The organism is Ruegeria sp. ABF4_144 (assembly GCF_056160045.1).
In genome coordinates this window covers 1950890-1972766 of sequence record NZ_JBSWWK010000001.1, presented here as the reverse complement: position 1 = coordinate 1972766, position 21877 = coordinate 1950890, and the positions used below count along the sequence as shown (strand labels likewise).

General features: G+C 58.4%; 19 protein-coding genes and 1 riboswitch. Of the genes, 12 read left to right on the top strand and 7 right to left on the bottom strand.

Going from position 1 to position 21877, the window contains the following annotated elements; genetic code table 11:
* Window positions 1-6: 6 nt before the first annotated feature.
* Window positions 7-1500, bottom strand: coding sequence for an exodeoxyribonuclease VII large subunit (xseA, locus tag ACXAGD_RS09920; RefSeq protein ID WP_475210160.1), 1494 nt, complete (start codon window positions 1498-1500; stop codon window positions 7-9).
* A gap of 75 nt (window positions 1501-1575) precedes the next feature.
* On the opposite strand from xseA, the gene purD reads away from it, so the two are divergent.
* Window positions 1576-2838, top strand: coding sequence for a phosphoribosylamine--glycine ligase (gene purD, locus ACXAGD_RS09915; protein WP_475210159.1), 1263 nt, complete (start codon window positions 1576-1578; stop codon window positions 2836-2838).
* A 91-nt stretch (window positions 2839-2929) separates the two neighbouring features.
* Here the strand turns inward: purD and ACXAGD_RS09910 are convergent, their stop codons facing one another.
* Both ACXAGD_RS09910 and ACXAGD_RS09905 read right to left on the bottom strand, forming a co-directional pair.
* The gene (locus ACXAGD_RS09910; protein WP_475210158.1) at window positions 2930-3676 is read right to left on the bottom strand and encodes an FG-GAP repeat domain-containing protein; all 747 of its coding nucleotides are present in this window, start codon (window positions 3674-3676) and stop codon (window positions 2930-2932) included.
* Window positions 3676-3999 (bottom strand): 2Fe-2S iron-sulfur cluster-binding protein, encoded by a 324-nt coding sequence (locus ACXAGD_RS09905; protein WP_475210157.1) that lies wholly within the window; start codon window positions 3997-3999, stop codon window positions 3676-3678. The genes ACXAGD_RS09910 and ACXAGD_RS09905 overlap by 1 nt, the downstream gene beginning before the upstream one ends.
* Window positions 4000-4126: 127 nt before the next feature.
* Between ACXAGD_RS09905 and ACXAGD_RS09900 the strand changes: the two genes are divergently transcribed.
* Window positions 4127-4501: an OB-fold nucleic acid binding domain-containing protein gene (locus ACXAGD_RS09900; protein WP_475210156.1), complete on the top strand. Its 375-nt coding sequence runs from the start codon at window positions 4127-4129 to the stop codon at window positions 4499-4501.
* Window positions 4502-4624: 123 nt separating this feature from the next.
* Entirely contained in the window at window positions 4625-5710 is a 1086-nt protein-coding gene (locus ACXAGD_RS09895; RefSeq protein WP_475210154.1) for a Hint domain-containing protein, read from the top strand.
* A gap of 15 nt (window positions 5711-5725) precedes the next feature.
* Here ACXAGD_RS09895 and ACXAGD_RS09890 read toward each other — a convergent pair whose 3' ends face one another.
* Complete coding sequence (locus ACXAGD_RS09890) at window positions 5726-6415, bottom strand: glutathione S-transferase N-terminal domain-containing protein (RefSeq protein ID WP_475210151.1); 690 nt, start codon at window positions 6413-6415, stop codon at window positions 5726-5728.
* Between the two features lie 23 nt (window positions 6416-6438).
* The gene (locus ACXAGD_RS09885; RefSeq protein WP_475210149.1) at window positions 6439-7374 is read right to left on the bottom strand and encodes an alpha/beta hydrolase; all 936 of its coding nucleotides are present in this window, start codon (window positions 7372-7374) and stop codon (window positions 6439-6441) included.
* Window positions 7375-7506: 132 nt separating this feature from the next.
* A riboswitch (SAM riboswitch) is annotated at window positions 7507-7584 on the top strand.
* A gap of 65 nt (window positions 7585-7649) precedes the next feature.
* On the opposite strand from ACXAGD_RS09885, the gene metZ reads away from it, so the two are divergent.
* The 5 genes from metZ (at window position 7650) to ACXAGD_RS09860 (ending at window position 14385) form a co-directional block, all read left to right on the top strand.
* The gene (gene metZ, locus ACXAGD_RS09880; protein ID WP_475210148.1) at window positions 7650-8840 is read left to right on the top strand and encodes an O-succinylhomoserine sulfhydrylase; all 1191 of its coding nucleotides are present in this window, start codon (window positions 7650-7652) and stop codon (window positions 8838-8840) included.
* 170 nt (window positions 8841-9010) lie between these two features.
* Complete coding sequence (gene folE2 / locus ACXAGD_RS09875; protein WP_475210147.1) at window positions 9011-10114, top strand: GTP cyclohydrolase FolE2; 1104 nt, start codon at window positions 9011-9013, stop codon at window positions 10112-10114.
* Between the two features lie 274 nt (window positions 10115-10388).
* Window positions 10389-11312 (top strand): hypothetical protein, encoded by a 924-nt coding sequence (locus ACXAGD_RS09870; protein WP_475210146.1) that lies wholly within the window; start codon window positions 10389-10391, stop codon window positions 11310-11312.
* A 50-nt stretch (window positions 11313-11362) separates the two neighbouring features.
* Window positions 11363-12811 (top strand): TrkH family potassium uptake protein, encoded by a 1449-nt coding sequence (locus ACXAGD_RS09865; protein ID WP_475210144.1) that lies wholly within the window; start codon window positions 11363-11365, stop codon window positions 12809-12811.
* On the top strand, window positions 12811-14385 hold the full coding sequence (locus tag ACXAGD_RS09860) for a thiamine pyrophosphate-binding protein (protein WP_475210143.1): 1575 nt from the start codon (window positions 12811-12813) through the stop codon (window positions 14383-14385). Before ACXAGD_RS09865 ends, ACXAGD_RS09860 begins: the two co-directional genes overlap by 1 nt.
* A 50-nt stretch (window positions 14386-14435) precedes the next feature.
* Here ACXAGD_RS09860 and ACXAGD_RS09855 read toward each other — a convergent pair whose 3' ends face one another.
* Window positions 14436-16175: a serine protease gene (locus ACXAGD_RS09855; RefSeq protein ID WP_475210141.1), complete on the bottom strand. Its 1740-nt coding sequence runs from the start codon at window positions 16173-16175 to the stop codon at window positions 14436-14438.
* Between the two features lie 205 nt (window positions 16176-16380).
* Here ACXAGD_RS09855 and ACXAGD_RS09850 point away from each other — a divergent pair, with 205 nt between their 5' ends.
* Window positions 16381-17310: a glycine--tRNA ligase subunit alpha gene (locus tag ACXAGD_RS09850; RefSeq protein WP_475210140.1), complete on the top strand. Its 930-nt coding sequence runs from the start codon at window positions 16381-16383 to the stop codon at window positions 17308-17310.
* Between the two features lie 8 nt (window positions 17311-17318).
* Here the strand turns inward: ACXAGD_RS09850 and ACXAGD_RS09845 are convergent, their stop codons facing one another.
* Window positions 17319-17945, bottom strand: a complete 627-nt coding sequence (locus ACXAGD_RS09845; protein ID WP_475210139.1) for a MarC family protein — start codon at window positions 17943-17945, stop codon at window positions 17319-17321.
* A 97-nt stretch (window positions 17946-18042) separates the two neighbouring features.
* On the opposite strand from ACXAGD_RS09845, the gene ACXAGD_RS09840 reads away from it, so the two are divergent.
* Genes ACXAGD_RS09840 through glyS form a run of 3 tightly spaced genes read left to right on the top strand, consistent with a single transcriptional unit; the run spans window position 18043 to window position 21871 of the window.
* Window positions 18043-18564, top strand: a complete 522-nt coding sequence (locus ACXAGD_RS09840; RefSeq protein WP_475210138.1) for a DUF6446 family protein — start codon at window positions 18043-18045, stop codon at window positions 18562-18564.
* A gap of 7 nt (window positions 18565-18571) precedes the next feature.
* Window positions 18572-19786, top strand: coding sequence for a sodium/glutamate symporter (gene gltS, locus ACXAGD_RS09835; protein ID WP_475210137.1), 1215 nt, complete (start codon window positions 18572-18574; stop codon window positions 19784-19786).
* A gap of 9 nt (window positions 19787-19795) precedes the next feature.
* Entirely contained in the window at window positions 19796-21871 is a 2076-nt protein-coding gene (gene glyS / locus ACXAGD_RS09830) for a glycine--tRNA ligase subunit beta (RefSeq protein ID WP_475210135.1), read from the top strand.
* Window positions 21872-21877 lie beyond the last annotated feature (6 nt).

The following is a 21877-nucleotide window of genomic DNA, read 5'->3' as shown; positions in this document are numbered from 1 at the left end:
GCGCGCTCAGAAGAGTGAACCCTGATCTGGCGCGTCTTTCTTAGGTGTTTTCTTTTGCGTTGACCGGTGTGAAGTGGGTTGGCCTGTGGACAAAACGCCATCTGCAAACTCGATCTGTAGTGAGCTGTGCTTCTGGGCCTGCTCTTTCGTTGTCACCACATGATCATCGACGCGAACCACGGCGTAACCGCGCAGCAACGTCGCCTTGTAGCTGAGCGTTTCGCGAAGGCGGTCGGTCGCGTCCAGTTGTTGCCGCATCCGATCCAGTCGCGTTGCCTGTGCCACGTTCATCCGCTCGGCCAATCGGGTGATGGTTTGGCGTTGCACTTCGATCTCGCGCTGAATAGGGCGCAGGGACAGGCGTGAGGACAGGTTGCGTACTGCTTCCTGACGGCTAGTCACGAGGTTGCGCAGGGTCGAAGGGCGTAGGTGGGCCGACAGTTTTACCACTTGCAAGTGGCGATTTTGGACGCCACGTTCCAGTGCTGGCGCTAGGCGATCTGCAATTAAATCAAGCCGTTGTCGGGGGGTGTTCAACAGGCTGTCCGGGCGCGGCAGTGCGCGAGACAGGTCGCGCAACCGTTGGGATCGGCGTTGCACTGCGTCGGTTGCGGCGCGGGACAGGCGCGCTCCTTGCTCTCCGGTCCAGGCCAGCAACTCCATCCGCACGGGCACGGCCAGTTCGGCGGCGGCGGTTGGTGTTGGTGCGCGGCGGTCGGAAACATAGTCTATCAGGGTTGTATCGGTTTCGTGCCCGACGGCTGAAATCAGCGGAATGTCCGAAGCCACCGCCGCGCGCGCGACGATCTCTTCGTTAAAGCCCCACAGATCTTCGATCGACCCACCACCTCGGGCGACGATGATCAGGTCGGGGCGAGGCAGGGCTCCGCCGGGTGTCAGTTGGTTGAAACCTTCGATTGCGTTCGCAACTTCGGGCGCACAGTTCGAGCCCTGAACGGCCACCGGCCAGATCAGCACCTTGCGCGGAAAGCGGTCGCGCAAGCGGTGCAGAATATCTCGGATCACTGCTCCTGAAGGTGAGGTCACCACGCCGATGATCTGCGGCAAGTAGGGCAACGGCTTTTTTCGTTCCGGGGCAAACAGCCCCTCAGCCTCAAGCTGTTTTTTGCGCTTTTCCAGCAGCGCCATCAGCGCGCCTTGCCCGGCAACGGCGACCTCATCGACGTTCAGATTGTATTTCGATTGCGCGCCAAAAGCGGTGAGCCGACCTGTGACAACGACCTCAAGCCCTTCTTCGGGGACAACGGACAGGCCAGAAACCTGACCTTTCCATGTGGTACAGGCCAGCACATTCCGGTCATCTTTGATGTCGTAGTACAAATGCCCCGATCGCGCCTTGAACACGCGCCCGACCTCGCCGCGCACACGGATTCGCCCAAATGTGCCTTCGAGCGTGCGTTTCACCTCTCCCGAGATGTCCGAAACGGTGTATTCAGGGGTGTTTTGACCGGGAATTGGGTCATCAAGCAGGTCGGACATTTCAGCGCCTTGTGTCAAATGCCCGCCCAGCTTAGAACGCCCGCAAGGCGAGGCCAAGCAGATCGGAGAGCAGTCATGAATATCCTCATTCTCGGCAGTGGTGGGCGGGAACACAGCCTGGCCTGGGCGGTGATGCAGAACCCCAAATGCGACCGTCTGATCGTGGCACCGGGCAATGCGGGGATCGCGCAGATCGCGGATTGTGCTGCGCTGGATATCGAAAACGGCGGGGCCGTTGTCAGCTTTGCCGAAGAGAATGCGATAGATTTTGTGATCGTTGGCCCCGAGGCGCCTCTGGCCGCCGGTGTGGCAGATCGTCTGCGCGAGGCTGGCGTGCTGGTTTTTGGCCCTTCGGCAGAGGCGGCGCAGTTGGAAGCCTCGAAGAGCTTTACCAAAGAGATTTGCGATGCGTCCGGCGCTCCGACAGCGGCATACGCGCGGTTTACCGAAGCCGAGCCGGCGAAAGACTACATCCGCGCACAGGGCGCGCCGATCGTGGTCAAGGCCGATGGTCTGGCCGCAGGCAAGGGCGTGATCGTGGCGATGGACGAGCAAACCGCGCTGGAAGCCATCGACGACATGTTCGGCGGTGTATTTGGCGGTGCTGGCGCCGAGGTCGTCATTGAAGAGTTCATGGAGGGCGAAGAGGCGTCTCTTTTTGTGTTGTGTGATGGTGAGGATATCCTGTCCATTGGCACTGCGCAGGACCACAAGCGCGTGGGTGAGGGCGACACGGGCCTGAACACCGGCGGTATGGGCGCCTATTCCCCAGCGCCGGTTCTAAGCGCCGAGATTGAAGCGCGTGCGATGGAAGAGATCATCAAGCCAACAGTGGCCGAGATGAAACGGCGCGGGATGCCGTTTCAGGGTGTTCTCTATGCCGGTCTGATGATCAAGGACGGTCAGCCGCGTCTGGTAGAATACAACGTACGCTTCGGCGATCCGGAGTGTCAGGTTTTGATGATGCGTCTGGGCGCACAGGTGATGGACCTGATGCACGCCGCAGCTGAAGGGCGGTTAGGAGAGGCGCGTGTGAACTGGGCTGACGATCACGCTCTGACCGTTGTGATGGCAGCGAATGGTTATCCAGGGTCGTATGAAAAGGGCACAGTTATCAAAGGGCTGGACGGCCTTCCTGAAGACAGCAGTAATATGGTGTTCCATGCCGGAACCAAGTCCTCTGATGGGCAGGTTGTGGCTTCGGGCGGACGTGTTCTGAATGTCACCGCGCGGGGCGATACACTGCAGGAAGCGCGGGATCGGGCCTATGGAATGGTGGCTGGCGTCAACTGGCCGGATGGGTTTTTCCGCCGCGATATCGGTTGGCGGGCGCTTTAGCCCCAAAGGCTCCCGCGCCCTGACGCTGCATCAAAGATGCAACGCCACAGGCCTTGGGCCGGACAGCCCGCTGGTGCGGGCTGCGATGGGTCTAGTTCGAGCAGGCCAAAGCTTGCTTCATTGCTGGGCGGCTGAACGGAGACACGGCCCGTGTTTTCCAGCCCGTGCCTTGGCTGACGCTGACGATCTGTTGCCAGTCAGCGCTGACGACGAGTAGTTCGGGACCGGTGCCGCAATCTCTGATCCCGCTGGTGATGAAGTCTTCGCCGATGCGATGATTGGTCAGTCCGGGCAGCGAGGCGACCTCGGCCAGGTTACCATCCTTGAAGCGCCAGATGCGCAGGGTCTTGGCCAAATGAGGCCGGTCGATATAGGCGATTTCCATGTAGCCATCGCCATCCAGATCCGCCGCGCCAATCGGGGCGAGCCAACGGAATCGGGTGCCTATGTGAGGTGTGGCAGCAATTTTCCTGCCTTCACTGTCATAGATCGCCAACTGAGCGCCCGTCTTATCGTGAGATTCGACGACGATAACCTCTGGTGTGCCATCTAGGTCGATATCTACTAGCCTTGGAGCAAGATCTTCAAATACGCGATCTGAGGTCAGCCGAACGGTGAGCGCGCTGCCTTGTACCGTCAATTCCAGCGCGCCGTACTCGATTTTGTCGCCTAAGACACCATGAGCGTAGCGAGTGGTGGGTTCTGTAAAACGGGCGCTTGTGATCGTTTCGGCAACTGCGGGATATCCTACCGTTAGCCACAAGCTCAACGCCAGCAGCGCGCCGCGTGCCCGAGAGTGCCACAGGCGGGCGGGCAGGCGCGGCGCTTTACAGATCATCAGATCTGTTTTTCGGGCAGCTGTACGACCAGACCGTCCAGCTCATCCGTGACCTTTATCTGACAGGTCAGGCGTGAGCGGGCAGGGTCGGGTTCGTAGGCAAAGTCCAGCATGTCTTCTTCCATGTCGTCCTTGGCCGGAACTTTTTCGACCCAGTCAGGGTGCAGGTAGACATGGCAGGTCGAGCAGGCGCAGGCGCCGCCGCAATCGGCCTCGATGCCGGGAATATTATTGTCACGGGCACCTTCCATCACTGTCAGCCCGTTGGCGACGTCGACTGTATGTTCGGTACCGCTGTGCTCGACATAGGTGATCTTTGCCATTGCGTGCGTCTTCCTTTTTCGATTGTCGAATTCTTCCTTAGTGAAGGCATTTAGGTCTTTCCAGTCTCATTTGCGACTCATCACGCCGTGTCTGGACTTTCTGGCAGTATGTTCTATTTTTGTTCTCATGCTTGTTGCCTCTGTTCGCTCTGCGGTTTCAAACCGGGACTGGCCGCGCCCGCCTGCCTGTCTACCCTCTGACCGGCTGGACGACCCGCCCGAGAGCGCGCGCGTTGCCGTGGCCGGGCTGGTGATCCTGCGACAGAGGCCGGGGACGGCCAAGGGGGTAATCTTCCTGACGCTCGAGGATGAGACCGGGATCGTAAACGTGGTGGTCTGGCGCAAGATCTACGAACAATTCCGCCGCGCGGTGATTTCGGGGCGGTTGCTGAAGGTCACCGGCCGGATGCAGCGGGCGCATTCGGTGACCCATGTGATCGCGGAAGAGATCGAAGATATCTCGGGGATGTTGGATGTGCTGGTACGAGGGGAAGTCGTGTGAACTGGCAGGAAAGATACAATAAAAATAGAATATTTGCATTTTAGGGGGGCATTGCAGAAATTCATGGACATAAGGCATTAGCATCGATGAACATTGAGCACCGTAAATGGTTCGAGGTTTCATGTGGCAAACTATTCCTACATAGGTTACTCGCCTGACGTCATATCGGTGACGTTTTTTGGTTTTGGCACAGTCACTCTGTCACCAACATACGATCCGAGCACAGACCGGCGCGTATTCAATGTTGAAGACCAACCCGGGCCACCGCCGCTTGTCAACGGTGACCCTGACAATGGTACGGATTTCAATGGTGACCGCTTCAACAATGAAAACGGGGATGACCTGACCCAACAAGGTCTTGTTACTGATCTGGACGGCAATCCCATTTCCGGCCTTACAGAAAACGGAAATATCTATCTTGAAGAGTCCTATGCGCTTTCAGATCCCGACGGCGGTATAATCACCGTATACAGGGTTGAAGTGGATGGCGTGCTTGCGGGTTATATAACCTCTGAACCCTTGGTGCCGGGTGTTGCATACGACTCTAGCCCGTCAAATGTGACACCGGACAATGCGCCGGATACGACAGATCCGGATGCAATCGTCGATGTCCCTTGTTTCGTTCAGGGCACAATGATCCGGACGCCATCAGGTGAAAAGTCTGTTGAAACGCTTGAGGTCGGCGATCTGGTTATGACCGCTGAGGGGCAGGCCAAAGAGATCAAGTGGATCGGATCACGGTCGGTTGAAGTCTCACATGCTGACAAATGTCATCTGAAGCCCGTTAGAATTGCCAAAGGGGCACTGGGTCAAGGATTGCCAGTATCTGACCTTTTTGTATCGCCCAACCATCGGATACTTGTTTCTGCTGCCGGGCTGGAATTGCTTTTTGAGGATGCAGACGTTCTGGTTCCTGCAAAGTTCTTGTTAGACTTGCCGGGGATTGAGGTCGCCTCGGATTCTTGCCGAGTCGTCTACTACCACTTTATTTTCGACCAGCATGAGATTGTGGTGTCAAACGGTGCGCTTACGGAAAGTCTGTTTCCGGGGGACATCGCGTTGAAAGGCATGGCGCATGAAGCGCACAAGGAACTCGCTGAAATATTCCCTGGCATTTTTGAAAGCTTGCAGTGGGGATATGGACCAACGGCTGCGAAGGTCCTCAGAAAACACGAAGCTGCAATGCTGATTTCGCAATACATGCAGTAGGGGGTTCAAGTCCTTTTACCGCTTGAACAAAACCCCTTGCGATTGCTTATCCCGATGATCCCCACGCAATTCCGCATGTAGGGCACGCCCGGCCTGAACGCCAGGGCGGGCGCTGACAGCCTCAAGCCAGCGGGTGAAGTGGGGTTTATCATCCAATACCTGCTGTTGGCCTTCCCACAGGCTGGCCCAGCCCCAGATCGACATATCGGCGATGGAATAGAAATCGCCGGCGACATACTCGTTCTCAGCCAGTCGCCGGTCCAGCACGCCGTACAGACGCCCGACCTCAGCGCGGTAGCGGTCTTTTGGATAAGGCAGGTCCTGCGGCGGATCCAGTTGCGGGGCGTATTTCAAAAAGTGATGCGCCTGACCGGCCATCGGACCAACGCCGCCCATCTGCCACATCAGCCATTCTTCGACGGCGATCCTGTCGCGCTCAGTTTTGCCGTAAAACCGCCCAGTCTTGCGGGCCAGATACATTAGGATCGCGCCGCTTTCAAAGACCGAGACCGGGGCGCCATCCGGACCGTCAGGGTCAACAATGGCGGGCATACGATTGTTGGGGGAAATCTTCAGAAACTCGGGGTCGAACTGATCGCCTTTGCCGATGTTGATCAGATGGGTGGTGTAGGGCAGGTCCATCTCTTCCAGCGCGATGGATGCCTTCCAGCCGTTCGGCGTGGGCCAGAAATACAGGTCGATCATGATGCCTCCTCAGCTTGATGCGATCATGAGGCTTTCTGAGCAAACGGCAAGAGAGCTTTGGGGCGAGGCAACGCAAAAAGCCGTGACCAGCGCCGGGTGGATGTTCTGGGCAGACCCTGCCGTATCAGGGGCAGGCTCAGCCGGCCCTCGTTGCGCAGCAGGGCGTTATAGACGCGCAGAACGCCGGGGCGGGTATAGCTGGACCAATGGCAAATACGGCGCTGCGGGTCACCGACCGGAAAGACCACGCGCGACAGATGGTCCAGCGTATAGGCGCAATCGAGTTGCAGCGTGACTGCGTTTGGGGCCTGCAAGCCAATGCCGATACTACGGTCGCCGCGCTTGGGCGGTTGGATCAGCCACTCATACAGAAAATCGAACAGGTCGTTTTCGCGGCTGGTAACATTGATGAACTCAGCCATTTGCCCGGCGGGCGTGCTCAAAGCACCCAACGCACGGCTATGATACACGGCCCCGGACATTGAGATGATGCGATTTAGCGAGCCAGGCGCGAGGTGGTGCAACGCCTCGAGTGCGAGTTCGGTGCCCATCGAATGCCCGATGAAATGAATCGGTCGCTTCGGATTCAGGCGGTGCAGTTCTTCTATCAGGCTTGCCAGAACGCGCCCGGCCTCGATCGCGCGGCGGCGAACGGCCCACAGCGGCCCTTGCGCATTCCAGCCGAATGCGATGCCCAGACCTTCGTCGTCAAAGCCCGAACCAAAGCCCAGTTGCTGCGGCCAGCTGGGGCAATGCCATGCCATCGGTGTGGGGTGCAGTGACAAGATGTGTCGGTGTGGACAGGCCTTAGCGTCGTCAGGGCGATACTTGTACCCGTGGGTCATGATGATGACCGGCCCCTGCGTGTCACGCGTTTGCCGCAAGGTTCCAAGCGGAGAGCGCGGGCTGCGGTGTAAGGCGTACACATCACCGATGGCATTGATCCTGATTACTGGCATTGCTCTGCCTCATACAAGATGTTGTGGTGCCGATGTGACATAACGCTATGACGCTTTGGTGAATGCGCGGTTACAGAACCGTGACGATGCCGTTGCAAGGGTTGACGTGTCTGCAACCGCGGCGTAAGGGCAACAACACTACGTGGCGATTTGTTACCGGATTGCGGGCCACGCTAAACAACACCGCTAAAAGGTCAGGATGAAAGGCCCCTTTCGCTTGACCGCGTCTGGGGTTTTTTTGATGCCCTTGCCAGACAAGGGCCGAGAGGAATGACATGAGCGAGAGCTGGAACAAACGCACCCAAGCCGTCCATGGCGGCATCCGTCGCAGCCAATATAACGAGGTGTCCGAGGCGATCTTTCTGACGCAGGGTTTCGTGTATGAGAACGCCGAACAGGCCGAGGCACGGTTTATCGAGACCGGCCCGGATGAGTTCATCTATGCCCGTTACGGCAACCCGACTGTGTCGATGTTCGAACAGCGCATCGCTGCGCTGGAAGGTGGCGAGGATGCATTTGCGGCTGCGTCCGGCATGGCGGCGGTCAATGGTGCGCTAACCTCGATCCTGAAAGCGGGTGATCACGTTGTGTCCGCCAAGGCTCTGTTCGGATCGTGCCTGTATATTTTGGAAAATATCCTGACCCGCTATGGCGTAGAGGTTACTTTTATCGACGGCACCGATCTGGACGCATGGAAAGCTGCGATCCGTCCGGACACCAAGGCGGTGTTCTTTGAATCCATGTCGAACCCGACGCTCGAAGTCATCGACATCACCTCGGTTTCGAAACTGGCCCATGCGGTCGGGGCGCTGGTGGTCGTAGACAACGTCTTTTCTACCCCGGTCTTTTCGCGCGCGATCGAGCAGGGCGCCGATGTGGTCGTCTATTCCGCAACCAAGCATATCGACGGGCAGGGGCGTGCACTTGGTGGCGTTGTCATCGGCACCAAAGACTACATCCGCGGCACGCTTGAACCCTACATGAAACATACCGGCGGCGCGCTCAGCCCGTTCAACGCCTGGATCATGCTGAAAGGTTTGGAAACCATGGCCCTGCGTGTAAATGCGCAGGCCGAGAGCGCACAGATCATTGCCGAGGCACTAGAAGGTCACGCGGCTCTGGAGCGCACCCTGTATCCGGGGTTGAAAACCCACGCGCAGAATGGGTTGGTTCAGACTCAGTTGGGCGGCAAGGGCGGAACAGTTCTGTCCTTGGACATCAAGGGCGGGAAGGACGCGGCATTTGCGTTCCTGAATGCGCTGACGATCCCGGTGATTTCGAACAATCTGGGTGACGCCAAATCAATTGCAACACACCCAGCGACCACAACGCACCAGCGTTTGAGCGACGAACAAAAGGACGAATTGGGTATAACGCCAGGATTGATCCGTTTTTCGGTCGGGCTGGAGGATGCAAACGACCTGCTTGCCGATATCTGTCGCGCATTAGACGTTTCTCAGCAATAACGGCAACCATTCGCCTGTTATAGCCAGTTCGAAATTGCCGATGGGGGACGCAACTTAAGTGTCCCTCACGTAAATTCGATCCGGGCTGTGTTTTGCTGCGTATACGGTTACAGTGGAAAACGCGCCGAAGCTGTATATAGTCCGGCGATCAACCCGAGGAGCCCCGATCGATGAACGTGCACCCCCGCAGCATTGATGACGCACCTGACCATGATGAGGCCGCCGCCGCATTGAAGACGCTGCGCAAGTGGGCCGAAACCGTAACCGAGGCCGAGATCAGTCAGCTTGATCCCGCCATTGCGCGTTTGGTGCCTGGGCTGGTTCCTGTGAACTACCCGTCGTTGTCGCGAGACTACCCGGAGGGGTTTGAGGTTGATGCCGCCTATCGCGCGACGTTACCCGATTTGCAGAATGGTCCGTCCAGTCTGATCCGCGGAGCGAAACAGCAGATTCAGCACGTGGGTATTTCCAATTTCCGACTGCCGATCCGGTTCCACCGCAAGCATGGTGACGACCTGACGCTGGAGACTTCGGTTACCGGTACGGTCAGCCTTGATGCTGAAAAGAAGGGCATCAACATGTCCCGGATCATGCGCTCATTCTATAAACATGCCGAGCGCACGTTCAGCTTTGAGGTCATGGAGTCCGCGCTGGATGACTATATGACCGATCTGGACAGTTTTGATGCGCGTATCCAGATGCGGTTCTCCTACCCGGATCGCGTGAAGAGCCTGCGCTCGGGGCTTGAGGGATACCAGTATTACGACATCGCGCTGGAACTGGTCGAACGGGATGGCGTGCGCCAGAAGATCATGCATCTGGACTATGTCTATTCCTCGACCTGTCCGTGCTCACTTGAGTTGAGCGAACATGCGCGGTCCACGCGTGGACAGTTGGCGACGCCGCATTCCCAGCGGTCGGTCGCGCGCATTTCGGTCGTTGTTGATTGCGATGCAGATTGCCTGTGGTTCGAAGATCTGATCGCGCTCTGCCGTCGTGCTGTACCAACTGAAACGCAGGTTATGGTCAAGCGCGAGGACGAACAGGCTTTTGCAGAGTTAAACGCCGCGAACCCGATCTTTGTTGAGGATGCCGCCCGCCTGTTCTGTGCCGAACTTCAGGCTGATCACCATGTCGGTGATTTTCGCGTTGTGGCCAGCCATCAGGAAAGCCTGCACAGCCATGATGCAGTGTCGGTTTTGACCGAGGGCCCGACCTTTGTCTCGGCCAGTCTGGACCCACGCTTGTTCTCGACCCTCTTCCATATCGGATAACTTCGTGGGCTCCTGAAGTCTCGAAGTTAGACAAAATGGCGAACTTTCGCCGCACCGCAGCAAAAAATGCTGCGGTCGCGCTTTGTTTGACGTAAAGTAACGGGGATTGCAGCCGTGGCATACGCGCGTATCAGCCGCATTGCCGCACTGAGAGGAAGCCGAGACGTGAGACGCCCCGGGACTTCGAACCTTGGCAATCCGCCCGTGACAACCGGGTGGAGCAGGGTACTTCTTCCCTTTGAAGGTTGCGTCGCTTTCACAGGAGAAATGACTAATGAATCCGATTACCCAGCCGCTGGAATTTCAGGCGGCGGCCATCCGTATGGCCGGCTACGCAGTTAGCAACCAACTGAAGATCATGCAAATTCTGGCCACCTCCGCCATGGAGCTGCCGTTTGCGCCTGTACATGCTCTGCACGTGACGTCCGCTTCTCCAGCGCCGACGACCGCGAGACCGGAATTCAAGTCCAAAGTGGCGACGGCTAAGCCCAAACCGGCCGCAGCCCCTAAGACCAAACCGGTCGCGCGCGCCAAAGTAACAGTGGCACCGAAAGCCGAATCGCCTAAACCTGCCGCGGCCAAAAAGGCGGCCTCGCCAGCGAGAAAAACGGTCGCTGCAACCAAGGCAACGACTTCTCCAGTGGCGCCCAAACCTGCAAACGCAGCAAAACCACAGGCTGCCAAACCCGCGGTCGGGCCCAAGCCTGCAGCCCGCACCCGTAGCGCTTCGGCAGCAAAGCCCGCGCCCAAGCCCGCTGTGGCAAAAACAGCGGTCAAACCCGCTGCGCCAAAAGCTCCGGCAAAAGCAGCTTCGCCCAAACCCGTAGCCGCCAAAGCCGAAGTAAAGACAGCGGCACCCCGGCCCGCAGCGAAAACGGCCCCGGTGAAACCTACAGCCCCCAAAACGGTGTCCAAGCCAGCGGCGCCCAAGGTTCAGACTGCGAAAGCTGCAGCCCCAAAGGCTAAGACCGATAAGCCGGTTGTTCCTGCAACCAAATCCGCTGCTCCTGCGGCCAAAGCTGCTGCACCTATTGCGAAACCCGCAACGCCCGCAGCCAAACCAGCCGCCTCCAAGGCCGAGGCGAAGCCGGTTGCTGCAAATGCCGAGACCGCAAGCCCCGCTGCACCTCAACGCCGGACACGCGCGCCTTCGAAGCCGCCCGCGATGCCCACACCCGCAAGCAAAACCGACGAGTAAACGGGACATCCGCTTGACACGGTCGTGCAGGCGCGCCAACGCTGCGCCTCATGACGGACATGCGCCCGGTTGGATATGTGATTGGCCTGTTGGTCGCCATTCTAGGGGCGACCATGATGCTTCCCATGCTTGCGGACCTCATCGAAGGTCGGGGCGAGTGGCACGTATTTCTGGAAAGTGGCGTCATCACCATGCTGACGGGCGTAGTTCTGTCCATCAGCTGTTCGAACGGGGTGGGCGAAGGTCTGACGATACGTCAAACCTTTTTGCTAACCACCGGTGTCTGGGTAGCGCTACCGCTTTTTGGCGCCATCCCCTTTTTGTTCGGTGAGACCGAACTGCGCTTTGTCGACGCGTATTTCGAGGCGATGTCGGGTCTGACCACCACCGGCTCAACCGTTTTATCCGGGCTTGATAATCTACCGCAGGGTTTGCTGTTGTGGCGTGGGTTGCTGCAATGGCTGGGTGGGATCGGTATCATCGTTGTAGCCATGGTGTTCCTGCCCGAACTTCGGGTTGGGGGTATGCAAATCTTCCGCTCGGAAGGGTTTGAAACCATGGGGAAAATCCTGCCCCGAGCGCAAGAGATCGCGGGTCAAATTTCTCTGATCTACGTCTTTCTGACCTTTGTCTGCGCCCTAGTATACGCCGGGCTGGGTATGGGTTTTTTCGACGCGGTTGTGCATGCGCTAACCACAATCTCGACGGGTGGTTTTTCCAACTATGACGCCTCATTCGGAACGTTTTCCGGCCCCGCTGAATACGCCGCGTCGGTGTTTATGATCCTCGCCGCGCTGCCGTTCGTGCGCTATGTCCAGTTGGCCAACGGCAACACAAACTCTCTTTGGCATGACAGCCAGATTCGGACTTTTCTGGCCACCATTCTGGTTCTGGTCGTGGTAATGGCGGTGTTTTTGACCTCGGTCTTTCCGCATCATCCGGAACAGGCGATTCGCGAATCCCTGTTCAATATCACATCGATCATTTCAGGCACCGGCTATGCCAGTGTCGATTATATGGGGTGGGGCAGCTTCCCGATCATGCTGTTTTTCCTGATCGGCCTGATCGGTGGCTGCGCGGGCTCGACCGCCTGTTCGATAAAAATCTTCCGCTATCAGCTGTTGTTCGCTTCGATCAAAACTCAGATCAGCCGTATCCGATCGCCGCATGGCGTGTTCAACCCGCGCTACGACGGGCGCACGATCGGGCCAGACGTTCTGTCCTCGGTCATGAGCTTTTTCATGTTCTTCGTGCTCTCGTTGGGCGTACTGGCTTGGGCGCTGGCACTGACAGGGCTGGACTTTATCACGTCCGTCTCGGGGGCGGCGACAGCGCTGGCCAATGTCGGGCCGGGGCTGGGGGATCAGATCGGTCCTGCGGGCAACTTTGCAGGGCTGAGCGACACGGCAAAGTGGTTGCTGTCCATCGGTATGCTGGTCGGGCGGCTGGAACTGCTGGCGGTCTATGCACTGTTTACCGTCCAATTCTGGAGAAGTTGATGAAAAGACCTCTGGGTGCCCAGATTTCGCATATGTTGAAAGACCGCGGCGTTGACGTGATTTTCGGCATTCCCGGCGTACACAATCAGGAAATGTACCGGGGCATCGAAGAGGCAGGCATCACGCATGTACTGGCCCGTCACGAGCAGGGCGCCGGGTTCATGGCTGACGGCTATGCCCGTGCAACCGGCAAGCCCGGCGTGGCCTATGTGATCACCGGACCGGGGCTGTGCAATATCATGACGCCGATGGGGCAGGCCTATACGGACTCAGTCCCGATGCTGGTGATGTCGTCCTGTCTGGACGAGACAGATTCAGTGCAAGGCCAATTGCACCAAATGAAGGATCAACGCGGTGCTGCTGAAACAGTCGCGGATTGGTCCCGCCAGGCCGATACGGCTCAGGCTGCTTATGGTCTGGTTGAGCGTGCCTTTGAGGAATTCGAACTCTCACGCCCGCGCCCCAAGCATATTCAGGTGCCAATCGCCCAGCTTGAGGCCGAGGCTGATCCGGCACCGTTTCCCAATCAGCCCGGTCTGCGATCCAAAGTGGTGCCACCTGATTTGGCGCCGCTTATGTCTTTGCTGAACATCTCGAACAGGCCGCTGTTCATTTTGGGCGGTGGGGCGCGGTCCAATTTGTGGCGGCAAATCCTGTCCCAGTTGGGGGCCGCGTGTTTCACCACCTATGCCGGACGCGGGATGGCGGGGCTTGGCTATGCGTTGGATTTCGGCGCCACGCTGCCACGCCCGGGCAGTGCTGATGTGATCGGTTCGGCCGATCTTGTGGTCGCTGTGGGGGCAGAGTTGGGTGAGGTTGACCTGTGGCGCGACACGCTTGGGCATACCTCTCATCTGGTGCGAGTCGATCTGGATCCTCAGGTTCTGTCCGACCGTCACCGCGCGGGGATCAAGCTTCAGGTTGATGGTGAGAGTTTTGCTCATGCCCTCTGGGCGTCGATTGATGCGGTGAGACCGGCAACGGGTTGGAATGCAAAAGAAGTCTCCGAAGCTCGGAAACGCTGGCGGGCGGAATCCGATGCCGAACGTCCAGGGATCTTGCCGGTGCTGGATGCCCTGCGCGAGGCCATGCCCGCCGACACGATGATCTATTCCGACATGACCCAGTTTGCCTATGTCGCGAAGGAAGTTTGGGATATGGCCTATCCCTATTATTGGCACCATCCGACAGGGTTCGGCACGCTGGGCTATGCGTTGCCGGCCGGGATCGGCGGTGCGGTTGGGCGTCGGGGTAAACCCACGGCCGTGATCGCCGGGGATTACGGTTTTCACTACACGATGATGGAGCTTGGTGTGGCAGTTGAGCTGGGCCTGTCTCTGCCCATCATCCTCTGGGACAACAGTAAGCTGAAAGAGATTGAAGACAGCATGGTTCGCAGCCAGATCGCCCCCAACGCCGTTGTGGCCCGGAACCCCGACTTCTGCAAATTGGCCGAGGCCTTCGGGGCCTTGTCCGCCGCGCCGGGAAATCTGGAGGAAATGCAGGCGGCTGTGAAAACCGCGTTTCATGCCCCGGTTCCAACGCTGATCCGGATAACACCGGGCATCATCTAGCAAAAAAAACGCCGCCCGAAGGGGCGGCGTTTGTCGTTTTGTAGGCTAGCTTAGTCCCAGCAATGAACCAGAACGGTCATCCCATTGGCCCGTCGGCTCAGCTCATTGGGTGAGATTTCCGCAGTGGATTGGCTGGGCTGACCGGACACACCAGCCTGTTCCAAGGCTGCGTTCAAGCGATCTGCAGTTGCTGCCAGGCTAACCGAAGCGGGCAGGGTGCGCCCTTCGGACGGAGTGGGCAGCAGCATCCCGACGACCTGTCCGTTGTCGTCAAAGACTGGTCCGCCCGCGTCGCCGGGTTGCGCCGCTAATGCCAGACGTTTTACACCGTCTTCGCCATCCAAGCCCCGTACATCGGTGATCTGGCCATAGGTCAATGTAGGCGCGCCCAATGCGCCCTCATACGAGAACCCCGAGACCGCGACATCCGACTGAAGGCGCGGTCTGTCAGCACTGAATTCGGCGATGCTGATCGGCGCAAGGCTGCGGCGAGGGCGCAGAACGGCCACGCCAAGATCGGCATCTGCCCAAGCGACCTGAACCTCTTGATCGTCGTTCAGCGTGATCCGGGTGCAGCTGTCCGTTGCCTCGGATACGGTCAGAACTGTGCCGTTTGCATCAGTGAAGAAGCCGGACCGGGAGAGGCGGGGTTTGCGCACCTGCAGGCCCGAGACCAGATCGATCCGCTGATCGGCATCCGCGCCGGCACCGGCGTCCAATACGGCGTCGTTGGTGGAGAAGCTGGCTTTGATCGCGGCCAGAACCCGTGCGCGGCGGGCCTCATCACCCTCGGGCCAGACCAGCGTAAAGCCCTTGATCTGGTCGTCTTTCAGCGCTGCCTCGGTATAGGACACTATCCCATTGCCACGACCCTCAAGCGTAAAACGGTCACCGCGCAGCTGTCGCGGACCGTCCAGAGGCACGATCTCCAGCGACTGCATTACTTCGTACAGCGCACGCAGGGTGGATTTGCTTCCCTGCTGGCTGATCAGCAACGCCTTGGCGTTCATGTCGCCTGTGCCGTTGAAATGCGCAAAAGGGGCCTCATAACGATCAAAGGTGATGACACCCAGCGGCAGGTCCAGATCAATGCCAGCCTGCGTGTCTGAATGGCGCGCCATCCCGACACTGATCAAAGGAGCGTTATAGCCATCCATCAACGCCGCACGCTGCGCCGTGGTCAGAACGCCGGTGGGCTCATACCCATTGAACCGCTGCCATTCGCCCATCGAACGCCGGGTGCCTGCACCAAACGCTCCGTCAATGGTCGAGTTATAGAACCCGGCGGCTTGCAGGGCGGTCTGCAAGTCCTTGCGCTGTTGCGAGGTCAAAACGCGTTCGGATTGCAGCGCCTGCGACCGCGTCTCATCCGAGGGCTGCGGGGTCAGCCCGGCGGTGGATGGGTCAGGCTGCGGTGTCGGCTCGACCGGTGGGGTCACCGCGCCCTGATCCAGTGAGCTTGAACCGATCGGCCAGAACTGCTGTCCCAGAGAATTCGAGAAAGCGATGTAGCTGTCCGACGGGATTTGCCCTTCGGCCCGATAAACGCGCAGAACCTGTTCGGCGTCGCTGCGCAAATATGGCCCGATAACAATGGCATACCAGCCAGAGTTCAGTCGAAATCCGTTCACATCCGGGAGAACGCTCGCATAGGCCTGCGCACGTTCCTGCGCCTGGCGCAGCGATGGACGGGCTTCGACCTGCACCCAGACGCCCGCCTCCTGCTGTGCAAAAACGGCGCGTGTGCCGAAGAAAAATAGAAACAAAATTGCAGTGATTACTCGTGTCATTGTCTGCCCGTGTCCGCGGTGTTTTGGCTTTGCCGCAGACTACGCGATTTGAGACGCGGAAAGCCATGCCCGGAGTACGGGGAATTTCCAGTGTGGCTGTGCAGTGACAGCCGGGGTCCATTGGCCCGTTGACGCCCCTTGGCCCCTTGCATAGGAAGGACAAAACCGACCGGAACCGGGCGCAGATGTGCCCAAAGGGAATGTCATGACCGAACCGTCCAGCGCACCACGTTCTTTTCAGGAAATTATCCTGCGTCTCCAGACCTATTGGGCCTCGAAAGGCTGCGCCATCCTGCAGCCTTATGACATGGAGGTTGGGGCAGGGACGTTCCATCCGGCAACAACCTTGCGAGCTTTGGGCTCCAAGTCATGGGCAGCAGCTTATGTGCAGCCGTCGCGCCGTCCAACTGATGGGCGCTACGGTGAGAATCCTAACCGGCTACAGCATTACTACCAGTATCAAGTACTGATCAAACCCAGCCCGCCGGACCTGCAAGAACTGTATCTGGGCAGCCTTGAGGCCATCGGTATCGACATGAACCTGCATGACATCCGGTTTGTCGAAGATGACTGGGAAAGTCCCACTCTGGGTGCCTGGGGGCTGGGCTGGGAGGTTTGGTGTGACGGTATGGAAGTCAGCCAGTTCACCTATTTCCAGCAGGTCGGTGGCCATGATTGCGCGCCGGTTTCGGGCGAATTGACCTATGGTCTGGAACGTCTGGCCATGTATGTGCTTGGCATCGACCACGTCATGGACATGCCGTTCAATGATCCTCAGTCCCCCAGCCCGCTGAGCTATGGCGACATCTTCAAACAGACCGAAGAGGAATACGCCCGCTGGAATTTTGACGTCGCTAATACCGAAGTTCTGCTGCGCCATTTCGAAGAGGCCGAGGCTGAATGCGCCGCCATTCTGGCGCAAGAACATGATGACCCCAAAACCGGCAAGCGCATCGTTATGGCGCACCCCGCCTATGACCAGTGCATTAAGGCCAGCCACGTGTTCAACCTGTTGGACGCGCGGGGCGTGATCTCGGTAACTGAACGTCAGGCCTATATCGGTCGGGTTCGGGCGCTTGCCAAACAATGCGCGGATGCGTTCTTGCTGACCGAGGCTGCCGGGTTCGAGGCCTGATGACGCGCTCAGGCCAATCCGGGCAGCAGTACTTTCAGGCCATCCGCGATCATGCCGATTGCGATGGCCGACAGGATCATGCCCATGAAACGGCTCATGATGACGCGAGCATTGGCCGACAACCGCTTGGCCAAAGCCGAAGCATTCCAGAACGTTATGAACAGCAGAAACAGAACGGCCAGAAAGACGGCCGCATAGATGACGGTGTCCATCGGTTTGGAAATGTGGTGCGCGTACAGGATCAGCGTCGTAATTGTGCCGGGCCCAACCAGGATGGGGAAGGCCAGTGGGTAGAACGCAACCGTGGCAGGTTCGGGGTAGTCCTGTTTCTCCCCCTCGGTGCCATGATGCGTGGTGCTTTCTTTGCCGCTCAGCATGTTCAGGCCGATCATCAGAACGACCAGACCGCCCGCGACGCGCAGGTCATCTACGCTGATCCCGAACAGGCCCAGTGTCTGGTTTCCAATCGCCGCAAACGCACCGCCAAGGATCAGGCAGTACGTAGCCGTTTTCGCCGCGACCTTGCGCTGGTCAGCGGGGGACAAGCCGTCGGTGACGCTCAGGAAAACGGGCAGGTTGGTGATTGGGTTCATGATCGCAAACAGCGCGCCAAAGAACCCAACTGCAAGGGTCATGTCCATTCCAAAAGCCTCGTTCCAACCTGTATCGGTTTGGAAACTGGCCTATTTTCCTTAAAGTTGAAAGAGGCCGCGTGATCGGGATGCTTAAAAGATGACCGGAAAACTGCTTGCTCTTATCCTTGTGCTGTCCGCCGTCATGGCCGGGGTGGGCATGTATTATCTGCAGGTCTACGGGTTCTACTATGACGTTGAACCCCAGCCGGGGCAGGATATCGCTTTGGTGGTCGAAGGGGCGGGGGACTCGCAACCGATCGCGTATTCAGCCTTTCAGGCGATTGACGCCGATAGTTCTCCGATCCGATATCGAGCGTGTTTCGAAACCGACCTAACGATCGAAGATCTGGCGATCTACCAATCTGTTGAAAACCCGGAACCCTTGACCGCGCCAGGATGGTTCGACTGTTATGATGCGGTCGCAATTGCAGATGCGTTGAAATCGGGGCAGGCGCAGGCGTTCATGGGGGCCAAGAACATCCACTACGGAGTTGACCGCATCGTTGCCGTGACCGCGGATGGCAAGGGTTTTGTCTGGCACGCGCTGAATAACTGCGGTGAAAAGGCCTATGACGGAACGGTAGTGGGCGAGGAATGTCCGCCCCGGCCTGAAAACTGAGGGCGACATGACAGACGCCGCGATCCATATTCCCAATTTTCTGACCGCCACGCTCGGCATTGCGGTCTATTTGATTGGTGCCGAGATAAATGCTCGGGTCGCGCTGCTACGTCAATTCAATATCCCAGAGCCTGTCACCGGTGGATTGCTGGCGTCTCTTGTTTTGCTTCTGCTGTATCTTGTGTTGGGGTTTGAACTTACCTTCGACCTTGCCTCGCGGGACTTCCTGCTGATCGTCTTCTTTGCGGGGATTGGTTTGAACGCCCGATTGTCTGACTTGATTTCCGGCGGCAAGCCCTTGTTTCTGCTTCTTGTTCTAACTTTGGTGACGATCGTCGCACAGAATGTCGTTGGTGCTGTAGGCGCGGTTACCTTTGGTTTTCCGGCTCAGGCGGGTGTTCTCTTTGGGTCCGCTTCTCTGATCGGAGGGCACGGTACCGCTATCGCCTGGGCGCCCGAGGTGGGTTCGGTCACTGGTCTTGAGGGCGCCACCGAACTCGGCGTGGCGGTAGCGACGCTTGGCCTTGTGCTGGCTGCACTGGTTGGCGGCCCCATCGCGCGGTATCTGGTCGAAAGCAAGAACCTGACCCCTGACCGCCCGGACGAAGAGCACACGGTCGGCCTGCCAGATGATGCGACCGAGGCCGAGGCCAAGATTGATCATCTCACCATCATGCGCGTCCTGCTGCATCTGAATCTGGCAATCATCTTCGGCTACGTCTTGCATCAGGCAATCGCTTCCGCCGGGTTGATGCTGCCGGTTTTCGTACCCTGCCTGATTATGGGGATCGTTATCGCCAACCTCCGTACAGTGCTGGCTCCCAAAGCTCCGCCAGTATCGCGCACACCCTCACTGGCGCTGATATCTGAGTTTTCGCTTGGCGCGTTTCTGGCCATGTCGCTGATGAGCCTGCAGCTTTGGACTATTGCCGAATTGGGGTTGGCTATCGTGGTCATCATGGCCGCGCAGACCCTGTTTGCCGTGGCTTTCGTGATCTGGGTTCTGTTCCCGGTTATGGGCAGAAATTACCGCGCCGCCGTGCTGTCCGCCGGATTTGGCGGCTTCGCCTTGGGTGCGACGCCGACCGCCATCGCCAATATGACGGCAGTTACCAAGCGATATGGCCCGTCGCCTATTGCCTTTATCGTACTGCCCCTTGTATCCGCCTTCTTTGTGGATATTGCCAACGCCGTCGTCATCCAGACGATTGTAAATTTCTAAGGACCGAAAATGCCCGACCTGCTGATCGAACTGTTTTCCGAAGAAATCCCTGCCCGTATGCAAACCCGCGCGGGCGAGGATTTGAAAAAGCGGATCACCGATGGTCTGGTCGAGGCCGGTTTGACCTATGCCGGGGCTGCTGCCTTGACCACACCGCGCCGTCTGACGCTCGCGATTGAGGGCCTGTTGGCTGAAAGCCCTACGATCCGCGAGGAACGCAAAGGCCCCAAGGTCGGTGCACCGGACAAGGCCATCGAAGGTTTCCTGCGCGGTGCGGGGCTGACCCGCGATCAACTGGAAGAGCGCGACACGCCTAAAGGCGCTGTTTACTTTGCGACCATCGAGAAAGCCGGGCGTCCGGCGGCTGAAATCGTGGCCGAGGTGCTAGAGGCGACGATCCGCAACTTCCCGTGGCCCAAATCGATGCGCTGGGGCAGTGGCCCTCTGCGCTGGGTACGCCCATTGCACTCGATCCTGTGTATCCTGACCGACGAGGCAGGCGCACAGGTTGTGCCGCTTGAGGTCGAAGGCATCACGTCCGGTGATACTACAGCAGGTCATCGCTTCATGGCACCTAACCGGTTCTCGGTCACGTCGTTCGACGACTACGCCGCAAAGCTGAAGAGCGCCTTTGTGGTATTGAACCCCGCCGACCGCTCCGAACATATCTGGAACGACGCTCAGAACATGGCTTTTGCTGCGGGTCTGGAAGTTGTTGAGGACAATGGCCTGCTGGCCGAGGTTGCTGGTCTGGTCGAATGGCCCGTGGTGCTGATGGGGCAGATCGACGACGAATTCCTGAACTTGCCACCCGAGGTGCTGCAGACCTCGATGAAAGAGCATCAGAAGTTCTTTTCCGTGAAGAACCCCAAGACCGGCCGAATCGAACGTTTCATCACCGTCGCCAACCGCGAAACCGCGGATAATGGCGCGACCATTCTGGCGGGGAACCAAAAGGTGCTGTCGGCCCGTCTGGCCGATGCGAAATTCTTCTGGGAAAACGACCTACGTGTGGTCAAAGAGCATGGGTTCGAGCCGTGGGTTGACCGGCTGAACAATGTAACCTTCCACGCCAAGTTGGGCTCGCAAGGCGAGCGGGTCATTCGCATTGGGCATCTTGCGGGAGAACTGGCCGCGGTGACTGGTGCCGACAAAACGCTTGCCACCTTGGCGGGGCAGGGGTGCAAGGCCGATCTGTGCTCGGAAATGGTCTATGAATTCCCTGAGCTGCAGGGCCTGATGGGCCGCTACTATGCCGCTGCGGCTGAATTGCCCGAAGAGATTGGTCAGGCCTGTGAGGAGCATTACTCACCGCTCGGCCCCTCAGACGATGTACCGACTGCGCCGGTTTCCGTGGCCGTCGCGCTTGCCGACAAGCTGGACACGTTGACTGGGTTTTGGGCGATTGATGAGAAACCGACGGGATCGAAAGACCCTTTTGCCCTGCGCCGGGCGGCGTTGGGGGTTATACGGTTGGTTCTAACCAACGAACTAAGTATGCCCTTACTTACAACATTCACGATGCAGGTTTCCGATAGTTCCGAGTTTGAAGAAAAATCAGCAGACCTCCTCTCCTTCTTTCACGACCGCCTTAAGGTCTTCCTCCGCGACGAGGGTATCCGCCACGACATCATCGACGCTTGTATCGCGATGGACGGCAATGACGACCTCAACCTGCTGGTCAAACGCGCCCGCGCTCTGAATGCGGTGATCGCGACCGAGGATGGAGAGAATCTGGTGCAGGGCTTCAAGCGGGCCAACAATATCCTCACGCAGGCCGAGGAGAAGGACGGCGTCGAATACTCCTACGGTGCGGATGTGAAGTTTGCCGAGACTGACAGCGAAAAGGCTCTGTTTGCCGCTTTGGACGGGGCGCAGGCTGAGATCGACACGGCCCTGAAGTCCGAGGATTTCCCTTCAGCCATGTCCGCGATGGCCGCGCTTCGGGGGCCAGTGGATGCGTTTTTCGAGGACGTTCAGGTCAATACAGACAACGACATCCTGCGCCGCAACCGCCTGAACCTGCTAAGCCAGATCCGTCAGGTCTGCTCCAGTGTGGCCGACCTGAGCAAGATCGAAGGCTAAGCCAGA